General features: G+C 63.3%; 16 protein-coding genes. 12 read left to right on the forward strand and 4 right to left on the reverse strand.

The genetic code is table 11. The annotated features are described in order from the left end of the window. Positions 1–12: 12 nt before the first annotated feature. From NP503_RS25020 to NP503_RS25040, 5 genes are all read left to right on the forward strand, one after another. Complete coding sequence (locus NP503_RS25020; RefSeq protein WP_127266547.1) at positions 13–1923, forward strand: ATP-binding protein; 1911 nt, start codon at positions 13–15, stop codon at positions 1921–1923. A 69-nt stretch (positions 1924–1992) separates the two neighbouring features. After that, the gene (locus NP503_RS25025) at positions 1993–2403 is read left to right on the forward strand and encodes an endonuclease domain-containing protein (RefSeq protein WP_127302072.1); all 411 of its coding nucleotides are present in this window, start codon (positions 1993–1995) and stop codon (positions 2401–2403) included. Positions 2404–2470: 67 nt separating this feature from the next. Beyond that, on the forward strand, positions 2471–3775 hold the full coding sequence (locus tag NP503_RS25030; RefSeq protein WP_127272315.1) for a DUF6638 family protein: 1305 nt from the start codon (positions 2471–2473) through the stop codon (positions 3773–3775). Between the two features lie 105 nt (positions 3776–3880). Then, positions 3881–5005: a DUF2333 family protein gene (locus NP503_RS25035; protein ID WP_127266545.1), complete on the forward strand. Its 1125-nt coding sequence runs from the start codon at positions 3881–3883 to the stop codon at positions 5003–5005. A gap of 313 nt (positions 5006–5318) precedes the next feature. Continuing rightward, positions 5319–6998 carry a formate--tetrahydrofolate ligase gene (locus NP503_RS25040; protein ID WP_127266544.1) on the forward strand — a complete coding sequence of 560 codons (1680 nt, stop codon included), beginning with the start codon at positions 5319–5321 and terminating at the stop codon, positions 6996–6998. Between the two features lie 66 nt (positions 6999–7064). Here the strand turns inward: NP503_RS25040 and NP503_RS25045 are convergent, their stop codons facing one another. Beyond that, complete coding sequence (locus tag NP503_RS25045) at positions 7065–7709, reverse strand: cysteine hydrolase family protein (protein ID WP_127266543.1); 645 nt, start codon at positions 7707–7709, stop codon at positions 7065–7067. A gap of 127 nt (positions 7710–7836) precedes the next feature. Between NP503_RS25045 and NP503_RS25050 the strand changes: the two genes are divergently transcribed. Beyond that, positions 7837–8832 carry a GlxA family transcriptional regulator gene (locus NP503_RS25050; protein WP_127266542.1) on the forward strand — a complete coding sequence of 332 codons (996 nt, stop codon included), beginning with the start codon at positions 7837–7839 and terminating at the stop codon, positions 8830–8832. A 5-nt stretch (positions 8833–8837) separates the two neighbouring features. Here the strand turns inward: NP503_RS25050 and NP503_RS25055 are convergent, their stop codons facing one another. After that, complete coding sequence (locus tag NP503_RS25055; protein WP_127266541.1) at positions 8838–9395, reverse strand: sugar O-acetyltransferase; 558 nt, start codon at positions 9393–9395, stop codon at positions 8838–8840. A 141-nt stretch (positions 9396–9536) separates the two neighbouring features. Between NP503_RS25055 and NP503_RS25060 the strand changes: the two genes are divergently transcribed. From NP503_RS25060 to NP503_RS25075, 4 genes are all read left to right on the forward strand, one after another. Beyond that, positions 9537–9998 (forward strand): DUF4126 domain-containing protein, encoded by a 462-nt coding sequence (locus tag NP503_RS25060; protein WP_127266540.1) that lies wholly within the window; start codon positions 9537–9539, stop codon positions 9996–9998. Next, the gene (locus tag NP503_RS25065; protein ID WP_127272314.1) at positions 9995–11371 is read left to right on the forward strand and encodes an FAD-containing oxidoreductase; all 1377 of its coding nucleotides are present in this window, start codon (positions 9995–9997) and stop codon (positions 11369–11371) included. The genes NP503_RS25060 and NP503_RS25065 overlap by 4 nt, the downstream gene beginning before the upstream one ends. A gap of 125 nt (positions 11372–11496) precedes the next feature. Next, complete coding sequence (locus tag NP503_RS25070) at positions 11497–12669, forward strand: MFS transporter (protein WP_127272313.1); 1173 nt, start codon at positions 11497–11499, stop codon at positions 12667–12669. Between the two features lie 86 nt (positions 12670–12755). After that, a complete protein-coding gene (locus NP503_RS25075; RefSeq protein WP_127272312.1) occupies positions 12756–13811 on the forward strand; it encodes a succinylglutamate desuccinylase/aspartoacylase family protein in 1056 nt (351 codons plus the stop codon). Position 13812: 1 nt separating this feature from the next. Here NP503_RS25075 and NP503_RS25080 read toward each other — a convergent pair whose 3' ends face one another. Together NP503_RS25080 and NP503_RS25085 are read right to left on the reverse strand one after the other, a co-directional pair. Next, positions 13813–14583: an isocitrate lyase/phosphoenolpyruvate mutase family protein gene (locus NP503_RS25080; RefSeq protein WP_127273278.1), complete on the reverse strand. Its 771-nt coding sequence runs from the start codon at positions 14581–14583 to the stop codon at positions 13813–13815. A 103-nt stretch (positions 14584–14686) separates the two neighbouring features. After that, the gene (locus NP503_RS25085) at positions 14687–14863 is read right to left on the reverse strand and encodes a hypothetical protein (protein WP_164767439.1); all 177 of its coding nucleotides are present in this window, start codon (positions 14861–14863) and stop codon (positions 14687–14689) included. A 39-nt stretch (positions 14864–14902) separates the two neighbouring features. Here NP503_RS25085 and NP503_RS25090 point away from each other — a divergent pair, with 39 nt between their 5' ends. Both NP503_RS25090 and NP503_RS25095 read left to right on the forward strand, forming a co-directional pair. After that, on the forward strand, positions 14903–17092 hold the full coding sequence (locus NP503_RS25090) for an anthranilate synthase (RefSeq protein WP_127271719.1): 2190 nt from the start codon (positions 14903–14905) through the stop codon (positions 17090–17092). Between the two features lie 5 nt (positions 17093–17097). Next, positions 17098–18045, forward strand: a complete 948-nt coding sequence (locus NP503_RS25095) for a cation diffusion facilitator family transporter (protein ID WP_127271270.1) — start codon at positions 17098–17100, stop codon at positions 18043–18045. The last annotated feature ends 36 nt before the right edge of the window (positions 18046–18081 follow it).

Raw genomic sequence — 18081 nt, forward strand, 5'->3', positions numbered from 1 at the left:
GGAGCACCCTTCATGGATACCGGCCTGACCACCATCCCGGAAGCCGCCATCGAGAAGCACCGCGCTACCGCGCAGAGCTTCATCACCCGTGTCGTCGTGCTGGAGGACCCGTCTAGCTCCTCCGGCACAGCACTTGCCGGCACCAATCGCCGCTTCGTTTCGACCGTCTCGGTCGGTTCGGTGCGCCGCACGCGCGAGGTCGAGCTGTCGAAGACCGTCGGCGCCGTTCATCCCGACGACCAGCTGCTGACCATCCCGCAGCACACGCTGTTGTTTCGCGCCCGGCGCGGCACGGCGATCGCGCTGGCAATATCGGACGTCTTTGCCGAGGGCTCGGACCTTGAAAGTCTGCAGGCCAAGAACACCCGCGCGCCGCTCGAGGGCGACGAGGCGTCCACCTTCAAGAAGCTTCTGTCGGCCTCGGCTTACATTTCGGCCTTCAGCCTCGCCTCCTACCTGTTCCAGCTGATCGACAGCGACGGCGAGGCGCCCAACGATAGTCCCGAACCGGACTTCCTGTTCGACACGCCGCAGGATGCGGTGAAGTCGATCCTGGCAGGCCTCGACAAGGCGATCTCGGGATCGTCCGACGACGCCGACCTGATGACAAGGGCGCGCGCCTTCGCCCGCGTCGCCATCGACGGGCTTCTGGCCCGCAAGGGCCGCTTCGACGGCATCGGCCCGTTCGAGAACGCGCATATCCGTATCGATGCCGACGATTTCACCCTCGATGGTTTCGACGTCGCGCCGGGCAAGCGTTCAAAACCGCTGGTGATGACATTCAAGAAGCCGGAAGAGGTCGTCGGCAACCACATCGCCAAATACCAGTCGGTCAAGCTCGCCAAGATGCTGATGGCCTACGACTTCGAGCGCGAACTCAATCCGTTCGTCGAACTCGGCGGCTTCCTGTTCACCTTCATCGGCGACGGCGCCCCCGGCACCGGCAAGACGACGCTGATCCAGATGATCGCCGGCCTCGTCAACGGCTATTGCCAGGTCGCCGGCTATCCCTTTGCCTACGAGAATTTCGGCGTCGACCAGATCTCGTCCTATCAGGGCAAATCAGGCCAGAACTGCCGCCAGTTCATCAACAATGTGCTGAACCCGCGCGTCATCGGCTTCGGCACCATCGACGACATCGACCAGGTGGCGGCGCGCCGCTCAGACGACCGCGCCTCGGCCGGCCAGCAGGAAATCACCGGCGTCTTGATGGATGCCTTCGCCGGTGCCGCGACCGTGGTGCGCGGCAACTGCTCGTTCGGCATGTTCTCCAACTATCCCGAAAATGTCGACGACGCGCTGCGCCAGCGCGCCGGCGCCCGCTGGCTGGTCGACGGGCCCCAGAGCCGCAACGACTACATCGACATTTTTGTCCTGCTGGCGGGAAAAAACCACAAGATCCCGCTCGGCGACCACGATCTCTACGCCGCGCAGGAAATCCAGCGCGCCGTGACCGAAGCCTATGAGGAGCACGAGAAGCCGCAAGAAGACGGGCTGATGAAGGTCTACGAACGCTACATGAAGGAGAACGGCGCGCCGAAATCGATGGCCGACATCGGCACCTATCTGCACCTGATCAAGGATGCCGAGCCCCGCTTCACCGGCCGCGCCATCAAGAACGTCACCGACGCCATCAAGATGCGCGCCATGGACATCGAGCTTCCCGACGACTGGTTCGAGAAGCCGGAAGTCTTCATGCACAAGGGCTACGACGAGAAGAAAGCGATGATCGAGGAACTGCGCGGGCCGTTCTCGATGGACATGGTCATGCAGGAGATCAACCGCTATGCCGACTCGGAGTTCCGCTATTCCGACAAGTCCGACGACTCCGCCGTGCAAAAGCTGCTGCGCGACGCCCGCCTGCGCGAGCGAGCCGCGCGCGAGATGGAGGAGATGAAGAAAAAGGGGCTATGGAATGCGTGAGCCTGGCACCTCTTCCTTCTCCCCGTTCACGGGGAGAAGGTGCCCGAAGGGCGGATGAGGGGCAGCGCTGTGCGAGGCAGTAATGAGCCAAAGGTAGCAAGGGCCCGGCAGCTTCGGAAAGTCGAGAATGATGCCGAGGAATGGCTGTGGCACGAAGTGCGTGGAAGGCGGCTGAATGGCCACAAGTTTGTCCGTCAGCTCCCGGTCGGCCCATATTTCGCAGACTTCGCCTGCCGTGAGGCTAATCTGGTTGTGGAAGTCGATGGAAGTCAGCATGCAAATCGGCCCCACGATCGATACAGGGATGAGACGATGAACAGGAACGGCTGGTCGGTGTTGAGGGTTTGGCACGCTGATGTTTTGACGAGCCGTAAGAGCGTGCTGGATACGATTGTTGCTGCGCTGGATGGTCGACTCGATCGGAAAATGATTGCTGTCGATGTGAAGTTTTTGCCAGCTTCAACGTCGGAGGAAAGATGATGAGCGTCTGCGCCGCCCCTCGTCCGCCCTTCGGGCACCTTCTCCCCGTAAACGGGGAGAAGGGAAGATGAGCCCCGCCAAGAAACCCGATCTCCTGCGCGACAACGAGCTGATCTATGGCCGGCTGTTGACGGTCGACGAGCCGCACCTCATCCAGCGCTACAACAAGGCGCTGGCCGCGTTCGGCTTGAAGCCGACGAAACTGAAGAGCTTCCAGATCGACCGCACCGGCTTCTCGCCCGAAGTGGCCGAGGAATGCGATGATTATGACTATCTCGATCCCAATGAGGTCAACCGCCGTTTCATCATCCTGACGCCGTCGCAGATTGACCTGCCGGTGGTGCACACCGCCTTCTCCAACACCTCGCAACTGATGTTCGAGTTCATGTCCAGGAACCGGCGCGCCATCGATGCGCTGACGATCAAAGACGTCATCTACGGCGAGATCGAGGATTCCATTCCCAAGGTCAACGACATCGAGGACTTGCTGTCGATCAGTCAGGTCGAATTCAAGGTGCTGTCGGCCGAGGATGTGCTGGGCAAGGCAGCCGAACTCGGCAAGCTCGTCGACCGGCTGAAGCAGGAGCCAGATGCCTGGCGCGACAACGCCATGCTGACCCGCATGGTCGAGCTCGCCAAGATCTGCGGCGACATCCGCGAGAACGCGCTGGTACCCGACCAGGTGATCTTCCGACACAACGCCTACTGGACCAGCCATTTCGGCGGCCTCTACGTGTTCGTCGATCCGGATGTGACGACGGTGATCAGCGATCCGGCCGCCCCCGGTTTTCGCCGCTCGCGGCCGTGGCAGGTCAGCTATCTCTCGATCAACGACGCCGACAAGGTGTTCAAGTTCCTCGCCACCACCGGCCGCATCGAGCTGCCGCGTGCCTCCTGGGTCGAGACCTCGGGCTATCTCGAGCACCGGGCCGAGATGGTGGTGCGCGCGCTGATCCGCGACGCCGAGCCGAACCGCAATTTGACCAATGTCGACAAGGTCTGGCTGCAGACCTGGATCCAGAGCCATGCCGACCTGATCACCAGGGACGGCAATTTTCCTTTCCTCAACGCCGCCAAGCGCGAGATCGCCCAGCTTGGCCACCTGAAGATCGAGGATGTCTTCCCGCAGCAGCGTTTCCTGGTGATCCGCGCCAAGCCAGACCACCCCGACGCCTGGCTGACCAACCGGCTGATCTCGGATTTCGTGCCGTCGGACTTCGTCTCGCGCTACATCTTCAACAAGGACGGCTTCTACAAGGACTATGACGGCTTCAGCGACGCCTGGCGATCGCATGTTGTGGACGTTCTCAAAACCACATATTTGAAGGACAAGGTGGCGTTTCGCACACGCCTCTACGGCCTGACTGACTAGAACGAAATGAACCGTTATTTCGTTCTAACTTCTTGTTTTGGCGTATGATGTTATCCAAAAAGTCTGCAACTTTTTGGCATCATGCTTTGAGGGGGTGACACAGCCATGCTCGATCCGATCGTGAATTTCTTCACCCGTATTTTCCAGTGGATCGGCCGCGGCATCGGCCTCCTGATCGGTGTCGTCCTGTGGCCGTTCCTGTGGGCCGGACGCTGGTATACGCAGCGCGGCTGGATCCTCAAGGCGGCGGTCGGCCTCGCTCTGCTGGTGCTGATCGGCCTCTATGCCAATTTCTTCTACGCCACCCAGTGGTGGAACAATTTCAACCCGAACTATCCCGACACATACACCTTCGAGAAGCGCAATGTCTCCGCCGGCGAACAGGTCGCCGCCGGCGCCGGCACGGACACCGCCAAGACCTGCGGCAACTCTGGTATAGCCCAGATCGCCGCTGACCTGACCGACTTCAACGTCAACCAGAATGCCTGGATCTCGTCGATGATCCTCTACAAGCTGGGCCTGTTCGGCATCGACTGGGACCACACGCCGTGGATGGACAACAAGGCCTCCTTCCAGCGCGGCATCAACCAGGCGGTGCGGCGCACGGCGACCGAACTTGCCGACAATCTCGGCCGCGTCCGCACCACCTCGCAGATCGACAGCGATCTGCAGAATGCCCGCGGCAACCTTCAGTTCGACGAAGAGACCTGGTATTTCGGCCTGAACCCGTTCGGCCCCAAGACGCCGACGCCAAGCTACTATCGCGACGCCGTGCGCATGCTGCGTTCCTTCAACGCCCGCCTTGCCACCTGCCAGGCGACATTCGACGCCCGCGCCGACAATCTGAAACAGTATATCGACCGCATCTCGTCCGACATCGGCTCGACCTCGGCGATCCTCAAGGAACGCGCCGAGAACCACAACAATGGCTGGTTCGACTTCCGCGCCGACGACCGCTACTGGTTCGCCTATGGCCAGCTCTACGGCTATTACGGCCTGATGAAGGGAGCCCAGGCCGACTTCGAGGACGTCATCAAGGAAAAGCATCTGCAGAACCTGTGGGACACGATGGACTCGCAGTTCGTTTCGGCGCTGCGCATCCAGCCCTTCATCATCGCCAATGGCCGCGAGGATGGCTGGCTGTTGCCGACGCATCTGACGACGATGGGCTTCTATGTGCTCAGGGTGCGCTCCAACATGGTCGAAATCAGCAACGTTCTGACGCAGTAGCGCTGTTCCATTAGGGACCAGGCGATGGCGAATTTGCGCCGTCGCCTCTGTCGCATTCCGTGCATTGTGCGGCTGTTTTGAGACGGCGGAACGGCGCGTCCTCTGGCTTCTATACGGCGCGGCAACGGAGCCGGGAAGAACCGACGACAGGTCGGCCGGTCCGCAGAGGAACTTTCTCCAGAGGAAACATAGTTGCATACAAGTTGACGCCGTGGCAGCGACAGGGTTAGAACATGCCCGCGCCCGGTTCCAACCTGCTTGCCAGTAAGATCAAACCCGTCCCCTCCACCGTCCAATCCAGAGGAAAGCCGTCATGGCCGAAGTGAAGTCCGACATCGAGATCGCGCGCGGCGCCAGGAAAAAGCAGATCCAGGAGATCGGCCAGAAGATCGGCATTCCGACCGAACACCTGCTGCCCTACGGCCACGACAAGGCCAAGATATCAGCCGAATTCATCAAGTCGGTGAAGGGCAACAAGGACGGCAAGCTGATCCTCGTAACCGCCATCAACCCGACGCCGGCCGGCGAAGGCAAGACCACGACTACGGTCGGCCTTGGCGACGGCCTGAACCGCATCGGCAAGAAGGCGATCGTCTGCATCCGCGAGGCCTCGCTCGGCCCGAATTTCGGCGTCAAGGGCGGTGCCGCCGGCGGCGGCTATGCGCAGGTCGTGCCGATGGAAGACATGAACCTCCACTTCACCGGCGACTTCCACGCCATCACCACGGCGCACAATCTGCTTTCGGCGCTGATCGACAACCACATCTACTGGGGCAATGAGCTCGGCATCGACACCCGCCGCGTCGTCTGGCGCCGCGTCATGGACATGAACGACCGGGCGCTGCGCGAGATCATCTGCTCGCTCGGCGGCGTCGCCAACGGTTTCCCGCGCGAGGGCGGCTTCGACATCACCGTTGCTTCGGAAGTGATGGCTATCCTGTGCCTGTCGACCGATCTGAAGGACCTGGAAAAGCGCCTCGGCGACATCATCGTCGCCTATCGCCGCGACAAGTCGGCCGTCTATGCCCGCGACCTCAAGGCCGACGGCGCCATGGCCGTGTTGCTCAAGGACGCCATGCAGCCTAACCTGGTGCAGACGCTGGAGAACAACCCGGCCTTCGTGCATGGCGGCCCGTTCGCCAACATCGCGCATGGCTGCAACTCGGTCGTCGCCACCACGACGGCGCTCAAGCTCGCCGACTACGTCGTCACCGAAGCCGGCTTCGGCGCCGACCTGGGTGCTGAAAAGTTCTTCGACATCAAGTGCCGCAAGGCAGGCCTCAAACCGGCGGCGGCCGTCATTGTCGCCACCGTGCGCGCCATGAAGATGAATGGCGGCGTCAAGAAGGAAGACCTCGGCAAGGAGAACGTCGAGGCGGTGAAGAAGGGCTGCGCCAACCTCGGCCGCCACATCGAGAATATCCGCCAGTTCGGCGTGCCGGCGGTGGTTGCGATCAACCACTTCTACTCCGACACCGACGCCGAAATCCAGGCGATGAAGGACTATGTCGCCTCGATGGGCGAAGAGGCGATGCTGTGCAAGCACTGGGCGCACGGCTCGGCCGGCATCGAGGATCTCGCCAACAAGGTGGTGGCACTGGCCGAATCCGGTGCTTCGCAGTTCGCGCCGCTCTATCCCGATGCGATGCCGCTGTTCGAGAAGATCAACACCATCGTCCAGCGTATCTATCGCGGCTCGGAAGCGATCGCCGACAAGTCGGTGCGCGACCAGCTCAAGGCCTGGGAAGACGCCGGATACGGCCACCTGCCGGTGTGCATGGCCAAGACGCAGTACTCGTTCTCGACCGACCCGAACCTGCGCGGCGCGCCGACCGGCCACACGGTGCCGGTGCGCGAGGTCAGGCTTTCGGCAGGTGCGGGCTTCGTCGTCATCATCTGCGGCGAGGTCATGACCATGCCCGGCCTACCGAGGGCGCCGTCCTCGGAAAAGATCTTCCTCAACGAGATGGGCCAGATCGAAGGCCTGTTCTAGAATCCTTCTATTCGAACAGAAAGGGCGCCGCAGCGATGCGGCGCCCTTTCTGTTTTCAGATAGTCCCTACGCGGCGCTGCGTGACAGCGCCCGCTGGTTGGAGCCGAAGATGGTGTCGCGTTCCGGCAGCGCGCCGGTCTTCAGGCACTCGACCCATTCGGCGGTCTTGAGCACGGCGGCAAAGCGCGACTGCAGGATGATCGTGACCACGCGGTGGATCTCCTCGGCCGAGGCGTAGCCGGCGCTGTTGGCGTAAGGCACCGATCCGGTCGCATCCGACAGGAACTCGACGGCAAAGCCCATATGCACGGCGTGGATGATGGTCGACAGGTCGCAATTGTGCGTCATGTAGCCGACCACCGTGATCGTATCGATGGCGTTGGCGCGCAGCCAGTCCTCGAGGTCGGTGCCGGTGAAGGCGGAGGGCAGGTTCTTTTCGACATAATGGTCGCGCCCACGCCTGGCGATTTCGGGATGCAGTTCGCCGCCATGGCTTCCCCCGGCGAAGATCGGCGATGTCTCGGGCGCCATCTGCTTGACGACCACCACCTTGATGCCGGCAGCAGTCGCTGCATCCATCGCCCGCGCCACATGGACGACGCTGTCGCGGAACGGCGGATGCTGGATGGCAAGACTGCCGCCATCATAATCGTTCTGCACATCGACGACGATCAGCGCCCGGCGTGGCGTGGTGTTGGCTGGGTCAGACATGGTGTTTTCCTTTCCGGCTTGAATGTGATGGACCGAAAATAGGCGGACTCCGCGACAGTCGAAAGTGGCCCGATTGACATCATTCGAAAGAATTGGGACAATCCGCATTCAACTGCCGGAAGCACCCATGACCGACCCGATCATTGCCGTACTCGCCTTCGACGGCATCAGCCCGTTCCACCTTTCCGTACCGTGCCTGGTCTTCGCAGAGGACAGGACGGCGCTTGGCCTGCCGCGCTTCGACTTCCGCATCTGCGCGGTCAAGCCCGGCCCGATCCACACCGAGGCCGGACTGACAATTGCCGCGCCGCATGGGCTCGAAGGGCTCGACGGCGCCGATATCGTCATCATTCCAAGCTGGCATCATCTCGGCGAACCGGCATCGCCGCCGCTGATGGAGGCGTTGCGCCGGGCGCACCAACGCGGCGCCTTGATCGTCGGCCTGTGCCTTGGAACCTTCGCCATTGCCGCGGCCGGGCTGCTTTCGGGCCGTCGTGCCGCGACGCACTGGGCCTATTCCGAACAGTTGCAGAAACTCCACCCCGACGTCGCCGTCGATGCCTCGGTGCTCTATGTCGACAATGGTGACATCGTGACCTCGGCCGGCGTCGCCGCCGGTCTGGACTGCTGTCTCCACATCGTGCGCGCCCGCTACGGCGCGGAAGCGGCACTGCGGCTCGCCCGCCAGATCGTCCTTTCTCCGCATCGGCAGGGCGGCCAGGCGCAATTCATCGAGCATCCGGTGGAAAGAAGCGCAGACGCCGACCGGTTCACCCAAGCCCTCGACGCGGTTCGCGCGGCGCTCGGAGAGACGCATAGCCTGGATAGCGTCGCCGAGGCCGCCGGCCTGACCCGGCGCACCTTTACCCGCCGCTTCCAAAAATCGATCGGCACCAGTTTCGGCGATTGGCTGACCAGCCAACGGATAGAACTGGCTCAACGGTTGCTGGAGGCGACCGAAAAGTCGATGGACATGGTCGCCTTCGAAGCCGGCTTCGGCAGCGCCACCTCGCTGCGCCAGCATTTCGCCGCAAGGCTGAGGACATCGCCGGCGCAATATCGGCGCGAATTCTCCAGAAGGACCGACCAGGGCGAGCGCATGACGTACGTTCTGTCGTCCTGATCTATTCAGTCCCGCTTGACCTGATGTGCCGGATTGCCGACCACCGTGGTGTTCGCAGCCACGTCGCGCGTCACCACCGCGCCGGCGCCGACGATGGCACCTTCACCGATGCTGACGCCGCCAAGGATGACGGCTGAGCCGCCGATCCACGCATTGGCGCCGATCTCGACCGGCTTGGCGATCTCCAGTCCAGCTTGCCGCCCAGCGACCTCCTTGTGATGCTCGGCGCAATAAATCTGCACATTGGGACCGAGCAGCGTTCCCTTGCCGATGCGCACACTCGCCGTGTCGAGGATGGTGCAGCCGGCATTGAGGAAGACGCCGTCGCCGAGAAAGATGTTGAAACCATAGGCGCAGTGAAACGGCGCCTCGATGCGGGCACCCTCGCCGGCGTTGCCGAGTAAAGCTTTCAAGCCCGACCCGAGATTGCCGCGCTGCCGCGGCGGCAGGCAATTGTGCTCGAACACCGCGTCACGCGCTACCACACGCAAGGACTCCAGCTCATCATCGAGGCAGGTGTACCATTCGCCGGCCGCCATCTTCACGCGCTCGCTTTCGGCTATGACGCGGTCTCCAGTTCACGTCCTTCAAAAGCACAAGTGCGGCCAACAGAAAAGCGCCGATGCAAGTACTGGTCAAATATTGGACCTATGGTAGCCTGCGTCTCAAGGCCGTCCTGGCCCGGTGATCGAGGGGGATCGACCATGCTCTACATTCTCGCACTTCTGATCGGCGTCGTTGCCGGTCTTCGCGCCATGACGGCGCCGGCTGCCGTTGCCTGGGGCGCTTATCTCGGCTGGCTGCCGGTTGCCGGCACCTGGGCGAGCTTCATGAGTCACTGGGCGGCTGTCGGCATCTTCACCATCCTGGCCATCGTCGAACTGGTCACCGACCAGTTGCCGTCGACGCCGAGCCGTAAAGTGCCGCAGCAATTCGGCGCCCGCATCGTCATGGGCGCCTTCACCGGCGCGGTGATCGGCGCGACAGGCGGTGCCACCATCGGCGGCTTGATTGCCGGCGCCATCGGCGCCGTCATCGGCACGCTGGGCGGCGCTGAAGCTCGCGGCCGGCTCGCAGCCGCCTTCGGCAAGGATCCGCCCGCCGCCTTCATCGAGGACGCGGTGGCGATCATCGGCGGCCTGCTGATCGTAGCGGCGGTGGCATGACGACGAAAACCTTCGACGCCATCATCATCGGTGCCGGACAGGCTGGCCCTCCGCTGGCCGGCCGACTGACGGCCGCCGGCATGAGCGTGGCGCTGATCGAGCGCAAGCTGGTCGGCGGCACCTGCGTCAACACCGGCTGCATGCCGACCAAGACCATGGTCGCCAGCGCCTACGCCGCGCATCTTGCGCGCCGCGCCGCCGACTATGGCGTGACGCTCAGTGGCCCCGTCGGCGTCGACTATGCCAGGATCAAGGCGCGCAAGGACAAGGTGACGATCGACGCCCGCACCAATCTCGAGACCTGGATTGCCGGCATGGACAAATGCACCCTCTATCGCGGCCATGCGCGTTTCGAATCCGCCAACACGGTGCGCGTCGGCGACGATCTGCTGACCGCCGAAAAGATCTTCCTCAACACCGGCGGCCGAGCCTCGGTCCCAGACCTGCCTGGCATCCACGACATCGACTATCTGACCAATTCCTCGATGATGGATCTCGACGTGCTGCCGCGCCATCTCATCGTCGTCGGCGGCAGCTACATCTCGCTCGAATTCGCACAGATGTTCCGCCGCTTCGGTAGCGAAGTTACCGTCATCGAGAAGAGCCCACGCCTGACCGGCCGCGAGGACGAGGATGTCTCCGCCGCCATCCTGTCGATCCTCGAAAACGAGGGCATCACGGTCCATGTCGGCGCCGACGACATCGCTTTCGCCAGACAGGGCCAGGACATTGCCGTAACCTTCTCCGCCGGCAAACCGCCGGCGGTCGGCTCGCACGTGCTGCTGGCTCTGGGGCGGACGCCCAACACCGATGACCTCGGCCTGGAGAGGGCTGGCGTGGAGGTCGACAAGCGCGGCTTCGTCTCTGTAGACGACCAGTTGCGCAGCAGCGTGCCCGGCATCTGGGCGATGGGCGACTGCAACGGCAGGGGCGCCTTCACCCACACCTCCTACAACGACTACGAGATCGTCGCCGCCAACCTGCTGGACAACGATCCGCGCAAGGTCAGTGATCGCATCGAAGCCTATGCGCTCTACATCGACCCACCGCTCGGCCGCTGCGGCATGACCGAGGCCGCGGTGAAGAAATCCGGCCGTCGCGCGCTGGTCGGCCAGCGGCCGATGACCCGCGTCGGCCGCGCTATCGAAAAGGGCGAGACGCAGGGCTTCATGAGGATCCTGGTCGACGCCGACACCAGGCAGATCCTCGGCTGCTCGGTGCTCGGCCCCGGCGGCGACGAGGTTATCCATAGCGTACTCGACCTGATGTACGCCAAGGCGCCCGTCGACACGCTGGCGCGTGCCGTGCACATCCACCCGAATGTCTCGGAGCTGTTGCCAACCATTGCCCAGGAATTGAAGCCGCTGGTTTGACAGCCTGTTAGCGACCCATTTCAAAGCTCTTCCTTTTCTGCATCGCTGCGATGCAGCAATGCAGCTTGCGCACGGTGGCGTCCTTCGCGCAGTCTCAATTTGAACCGATTCAGTCTGGACGCCCCATGCCCTTGCCGATCCTTGCGCTTGCCATTGCGTCCTTCTGCATCGGTACCACCGAATTCGTGATCATGGGCCTGCTGCCCGAGGTCGCAGCCGACCTCGGCGTATCGATCCCTTCTGCCGGCCTGCTGGTTACCGGATATGCGCTGGGCGTCGTCTTCGGCGCGCCGATCGTGGCGATGGCCACCGCGCATTTGCCGCGTAAGCCTGTGCTGGTCGGGCTGGCCGTCCTGTTCGTCATCGGCAATCTGTTTTGCGCCATCTCGCCCAACTACTGGACGCTGATGGCCGCGCGCGTTTTCACCGCTTTCGGCCATGGCGCCTTCTTCGGCATCGGCTCGGTCGTTGCCGCCAGCCTGGTGCCGCGCAACAAACGCGCCAGCGCCATCGCGCTGATGTTCGCCGGGCTGACGCTGTCCAACATCCTGGGTGTTCCCGCCGGAACCGCACTTGGCGAAGCGTTCGGCTGGCGCTCCACCTTCGTTGCCGTGGTCGGTATCGGCCTGATCTCGGTGGCAGCGATCGCCTGGCTGGTGCCGTCCGATGTCGCCCAGCCAAGCGGTGGCGGCCTGCGCGGCGAGCTGCGCGTGCTGGGCAAGCTGCAGGTCTGGCTGGCCATGCTGATCGCGGCGCTGACCTCCGCAAGCCTGTTCACCGTCTTCACCTACATCAAACCCTACCTCACCGAGGTATCGGGCTTGTCGACCTCGGCAGTCACGTGGGTTCTGCTGCTGTTCGGCGCGGGCATGACCATCGGCAACATTATCGGCGGCAGACTGGCCGACTGGAAACTGATGCCGACAGTGATCGGCACGCTGCTGCTGATGGCCCTGCTTTTCGTTGGCTTCAGGCAGTTCGGCGCAATCGCCAGCGTTGCCGTCGGCATCGTCTTCCTGTGGGGCCTGCTCATCTTCGTCGTCGTGCCGCCGCTGCAGATCCGGGTCGTCGAGGCGGCCTCCGAGGGACCGAACCTCGCCGCCACGCTGAACCAGGGCGCCTTCAATGTCGGCAATGCCAGCGGCGCCTGGATCGGCGGCGTTGCCCTTTCCGCCGGTGTTTCCTATGCCAATTTGCCGCTGGTCGGCGCAGCACTCGCTTTGTTGGCGGTCACCGTCGCCGTGCTGTCGCAGGCGCTGGACCGGCGCGCGCCGGTCATCCCGCTTCCGGCTGAATAGCCTCTTGCGCCCATAGCGCGGCGGGCTGGACCAATCGACATCGGCGCCTTCAAATCGCATGTCTCTCGCTCTTGATGGAGGAAGTCATGCAGAAATCGATCGAGCGCATCGCCGGCGAAAGCGAAGGGGTTTCCTACGAATTCCCGCTGTTCCGCTTCACTGGTTCCGACAAGGCTGCTCCTTCGGCATACCTACAGGCGGCACTCCATGCCGGCGAGTTGCCGGGCGTCGTCGCCATCGACGCGCTGATGCCGATGCTTGCCAAAGCGGAGGCCGAAGGCCGCATCAAGGGCAATCTCACCGTCGTGCCCTGGGCCAATCCGATCGGCCGGGCGCAATATCATTTCGGCGAGCATCAGGGCCGCTTCCATCTGGGCACGCGCACCAATTTCAACCGCGGCTTTCCGCTACTCACCGCGCCCGACACAGCGCTCTTGCCCGACACCACCCTTGGCAGCGTCGACCAGCGGCTGAAGACGCGGCTGGTGCAGCTCTCGCTCGGCCATGACATCGTGCTCGACCTGCACTGCGATGACGAGGGCCTCGCCTACCTCTACGTCCACACCAGCCTGTGGCCTGCCATGGCCGATTGCGCCGCCGCCATGGGCGTCGACGCGGTCGTGCTGTGGAGCGAGGACACCGACGGCACCTTCGAGGGCGCCTCGATCATGCCCTACCAGAACGTCCCCGCCGATGTGGCCAAGCTCGACCGCCGCGTCGCCACCACCGTCGAATATCGCGGCATCCTCGATGTCGACGGTGCCCTGGCCGCCGCCGACGCCGACGGCCTCTACCGGCTGTTGGTGGCGCGCGGCGTGATCGCCGATAGCACCCTGCCCGCGCCGGGTCCTTTCACCGGCTTCGTGGCGCCATTGGAAAACATCGACATGATGCCGGCGCCACGGGCCGGTGCCGTGCTCTACGACGTGAAACCCGGCGACCGCGTCGCCAGGGGCGCGCGCCTCGCCACCATCGTCCATGCACCGGGTGAAGCCGACGGCCGCACCGAGGTGTTCGCGCCGCAGGACGGCATCATCCTGACCCGCCGCTCGCGCCGCATCATCCGCGCCGGCGAGGATCTTCTGAAGCTGGTCGGCGACAGGAAGAGCACCGACGCCCGGTCGGGAACGCTGGAGGACTGACTTAACCCGAAATAGCCAGTCGCGCCTTCGCCTCCAGCCATTCCGCCATCTGCCGGTAAGGCACCGGGCCGTGGCTGATGCGGGCGACGCCGAGTTCGGCCAGCCGCTGGCGCGGCGGCACGTGCCCCAGCGCAATGATGTTGACCGGCAACGCGATTGCCTTGCAAAGCGTCTCGATCAGGTCCTCATCGCCAAGACCCGGCGCAAAGAAGCCGTGTGCGCCGGCTTTTTCGAAGGCCTGCGCGCGCTCGATGGCCTGGTCGAGCAGGACGTCGTCATGCGCATCCGGTTTCGCCTTGAGGAAGATGTCGGTTCGGGCGTTGATGAACGCCGGTATGCCGGAGGCCTTGACGGCCGCTGCCGCAGCTTCGATGCGTTTTACCTGAACAGAAATGTCGTGCAGGCCGGTGCCGCCGACAACCTGGTCTTCGAAATTGAAACCGATAGCGCCGGCCCGTAGCGCCAACGTCACCGTGCGAGCCACAATCTCCGGATCGACGCCGTAGCCGCCCTCGAGGTCCATGGTCACCGGCAGGTCGACGGCAGTGACGATGCGCTTGATGTTGTCGAGCGCCAGCTCCAGCGGGATTTTCTCGCCATCGGCATAGCCGAACGCGGCAGCCACCGGCCAGCTTCCGGTGGCGATCGCCTTGGCGCCCGCTTTCTCGACGATCTTGGCCGAACCCGGATCCCAGACGTTGTAGAGAACGATCGGGTTTCCCTTGACGTGGAGGGAATGGAACGTCCGCGCACGCTCGATCTGCTCGGTCATGGTGTTTTCCCGTCTCCTGCTGTTAGAGGAACAGTCTAAGCGGCACTGTCCGCCCTGGCGATGTGCCATGAGACGCTGAAGCGGCGGCCACCGGACAGGCTTTTCAAATCAGTTGCGCATCCGGTTTTTCGCGGCTATGGATTTTCGCCATGAACATGCGTTCGATCAAGACCATTTGGTGGTGGGCCTGCTGACAGCGGCCTGTTCGAACACGTGCGCGTGAAAAGAGAGGGTGGCCGCAACGGAAAGTCCGGGCGGCCATTTGTTTTTTCCAAGCCATTCCCGGGTCCGTTGCCCCAAGACGCTGATGGAGACGGCAATGACGATAAAGCTTCTGGAAAACGGCGCGGAAAGTTTCGTGACCGCGGGTGGCATCACCATCACGCGCGCGCGCCACGACCGGCCCTATGCGGGCGCGATCGACGCTTACGTTGACGGCCTGAATTCGCGCCGCGGCGCTGTATTTTCCTCGAACTATGAATATCCCGGCCGCTACACGCGCTGGGACACCGCCATCATCGATCCGCCACTGGTCGTCTCGGCGCGCGGCCGTGCCATGCGCATCGAGGCGCTGAACCGCCGTGGCGAGGCGCTGCTGCCGGTCATCGGCAAGGCGCTCGCCAGCCAGGCGGATGTCACCATCGCCGAGACGTCGAAGACACTCATCCGCCTCGATGTCGCCAAGCCCGGCCGTGTCTTCACCGAGGAGGAGCGCAGCCGCGTCCCTTCAGTCTTCACGGTGCTGCGCGCCATCACCGCTCTGTTCAGGACCGAGGAAGACGCCAATCTCGGTCTCTACGGCGCTTTCGGCTACGACCTCGCCTTCCAGTTCGACCCGGTCGACTACAAGCTCGAGCGCAAGCCAAGCCAGCGCGACCTGGTGCTTTTCCTGCCCGACGAGATCCTGGTCGTCGACCATTATTCCGCCAAGGCCTGGACCGACCGCTATGACTATGCCGGCGAGGGTTTTTCGACCGAAGGGCTGCCGCGCGACGAAATCGCCGAGCCGTTCAAGAGCCCTGACCGCATCCCGCCGCGCGGCGACCATGAACCGGGCGAATACGCGGATCTGGTGCGCAAGGCGATGGATTCGTTCAAGCGCGGCGACCTGTTCGAGGTCGTGCCCGGCCAGATGTTCTACGAGCGCTGCGAGACGCAGCCATCCGAGATTTCGCGCAAGCTGAAAGCCATCAATCCGTCGCCCTATTCCTTCTTCATCAATCTGGGCGAAGGCGAATATCTGATCGGCGCCTCGCCGGAAATGTTCGTGCGCGTCAACGGCCGCCGCGTCGAGACCTGCCCGATCTCAGGCACCATCAAGCGCGGCGACGACGCCATTTCCGACTCAGAGCAGATCCTGAAACTGCTCAACTCGAAGAAGGACGAATCCGAGCTGACCATGTGCTCGGACGTCGATCGCAACGACAAGTCGCGGGTCTGCGAGCCGGGTTCGGTGCGCGTCATTGGCCGTCGGCAGATCGAAATGTATTCGCGCCTGATCCACACGGTCGACCACATCGAAGGCCGGCTGCGCGAAGGCATGGATGCCTTCGATGCCTTCCTGTCGCATGCCTGGGCGGTCACCGTCACCGGCGCGCCGAAACTGTGGGCCATGCGCTTCATCGAACAGAACGAGAAGAGCCCGCGCGCCTGGTATGGCGGTGCGATCGGCATGGTCAATTTCAACGGTGACATGAACACCGGCCTGACGCTCCGCACCATCCGTATCAAGGACGGCATTGCCGAAGTGCGGGCCGGCGCCACATTGCTGTTCGACAGCATTCCCGAGGAAGAAGAAGCAGAAACCGAACTGAAGGCATCCGCCATGCTCTCCGCCATCCGCGACGCCAAGACAGGCAATTCCGCCAGCACCGAGCGAACCACCGCGCGCGTCGGCGACGGCGTCAACATCCTGCTGGTCGACCACGAGGATAGTTTCGTCCACACGCTGGCCAATTATTTCCGCCAGACCGGCGCCAACGTCTCGACCGTTCGCTCGCCGGTGCCTGAGGAAGTCTTCGACCGGCTGAAACCCGATCTCGTCGTGCTGTCGCCCGGCCCCGGCACGCCGAAGGACTTCGATTGCGCCGCAACCATCAAGAAGGCGCGCGCCCGCGAACTGCCGATCTTCGGCGTCTGCCTTGGCCTGCAGGCATTGGCGGAGGCCTATGGCGGCGAACTGCGGCAGCTGCACATACCGATGCACGGCAAGCCGTCGCGCATCCGGGTCTCCAAGCCCGGCATCATCTTCTCGGGCCTGCCCAAGGAAGTGACCGTCGGCCGCTACCACTCGATCTTTGCCGATCCGGTGCGCCTGCCCGACGATTTCATCGTCACAGCCGAGACCGAGGACGGCATAATCATGGCCTTCGAACACCGCAAGGAGCCTATCGCCGCGGTACAGTTCCACCCGGAATCGATCATGACGCTCGGCCACAATGCCGGCATGCGCATCATCGAGAACATCGTCGCCCACTTGCCCCGCAAGGCCAAGGAAAAGGCCGCCTGACGATCATGGCTGAAGCCGAGAACACGATGGCGACCGCGGCCAAGGCGGCCGCGAAGCGCAAAATCGCCAATCTTGCCTTCTGGTCGATTATCGTCGCTTTTGTCGTGCTCGCGCTGAAGGCTGCCGCCTGGTACGTCACCGGCTCGGTGGCGCTCTACTCGGACGCCTTGGAATCGATCGTCAACGTCATTGCCTCGGTTGCAGCCTTCTGGGCGATCCAGGTCAGCCACAAGCCGGCCGACCAGGACCACCCTTTCGGCCATCACAAGGCCGAGTATTTCTCGGCGGTGCTGGAAGGCGTGCTGATCGTGCTCGCCGCCCTTTTGATCCTCAACGAGGTCTGGCGCCACTGGCAGACCCCGGCACCGCTCGAACAGCCCTGGGAAGGTCTTGCCGTCAACGGCGTCGCTACGGTCATCAACGCCTTCTGGGCCTGGACGTTGATCCGCGCCGGCAGGGCGGAGAAATCACCGGCGCTGGTTGCCGACGGCAACCACATCATGACCGACGTGGTCACCTCGATCGGCGTCTTCGGCGGCCTGGTCGGAGCGATCCTGACCGGTTGGCAGATCCTTGACCCCGCACTTGCCGTCCTCGTGGCTTTGAACATCCTGTGGCAGGGCTGGCATGTCATAGGCTCGTCGATGAACGGCCTGATGGACCGCGCCGTCGACACCCAGGAACACATGCGCATCCGTGACGTCATCTCGGCCAATTGCAAGGGCGCGCTCGAGGTGCACGACCTCAAGACGCGCATCGCCGGCCGCGCCACCTTCATCGAGTTTCATCTGGTCGTCGACGCAGACATGTCGGTCGGCGCCAGCCATGTCATCTGCGACCGCATCGAGGACGCGCTGAAGGCCGAAATCCCCTCGGTGCGCGTCACCATCCATGTCGAGCCCGACGACGAGGCCAAGCTGCCGAAGGGCACGACGGCCGTGCCGTTCGCCTGAGGCGATTTCCTGTAGCGACTTGGGAAAATTAACCGA

This window comes from Mesorhizobium sp. SEMIA396 (assembly GCF_024518615.1).
Classification (GTDB): Bacteria; Pseudomonadota; Alphaproteobacteria; order Rhizobiales; family Rhizobiaceae; genus Mesorhizobium.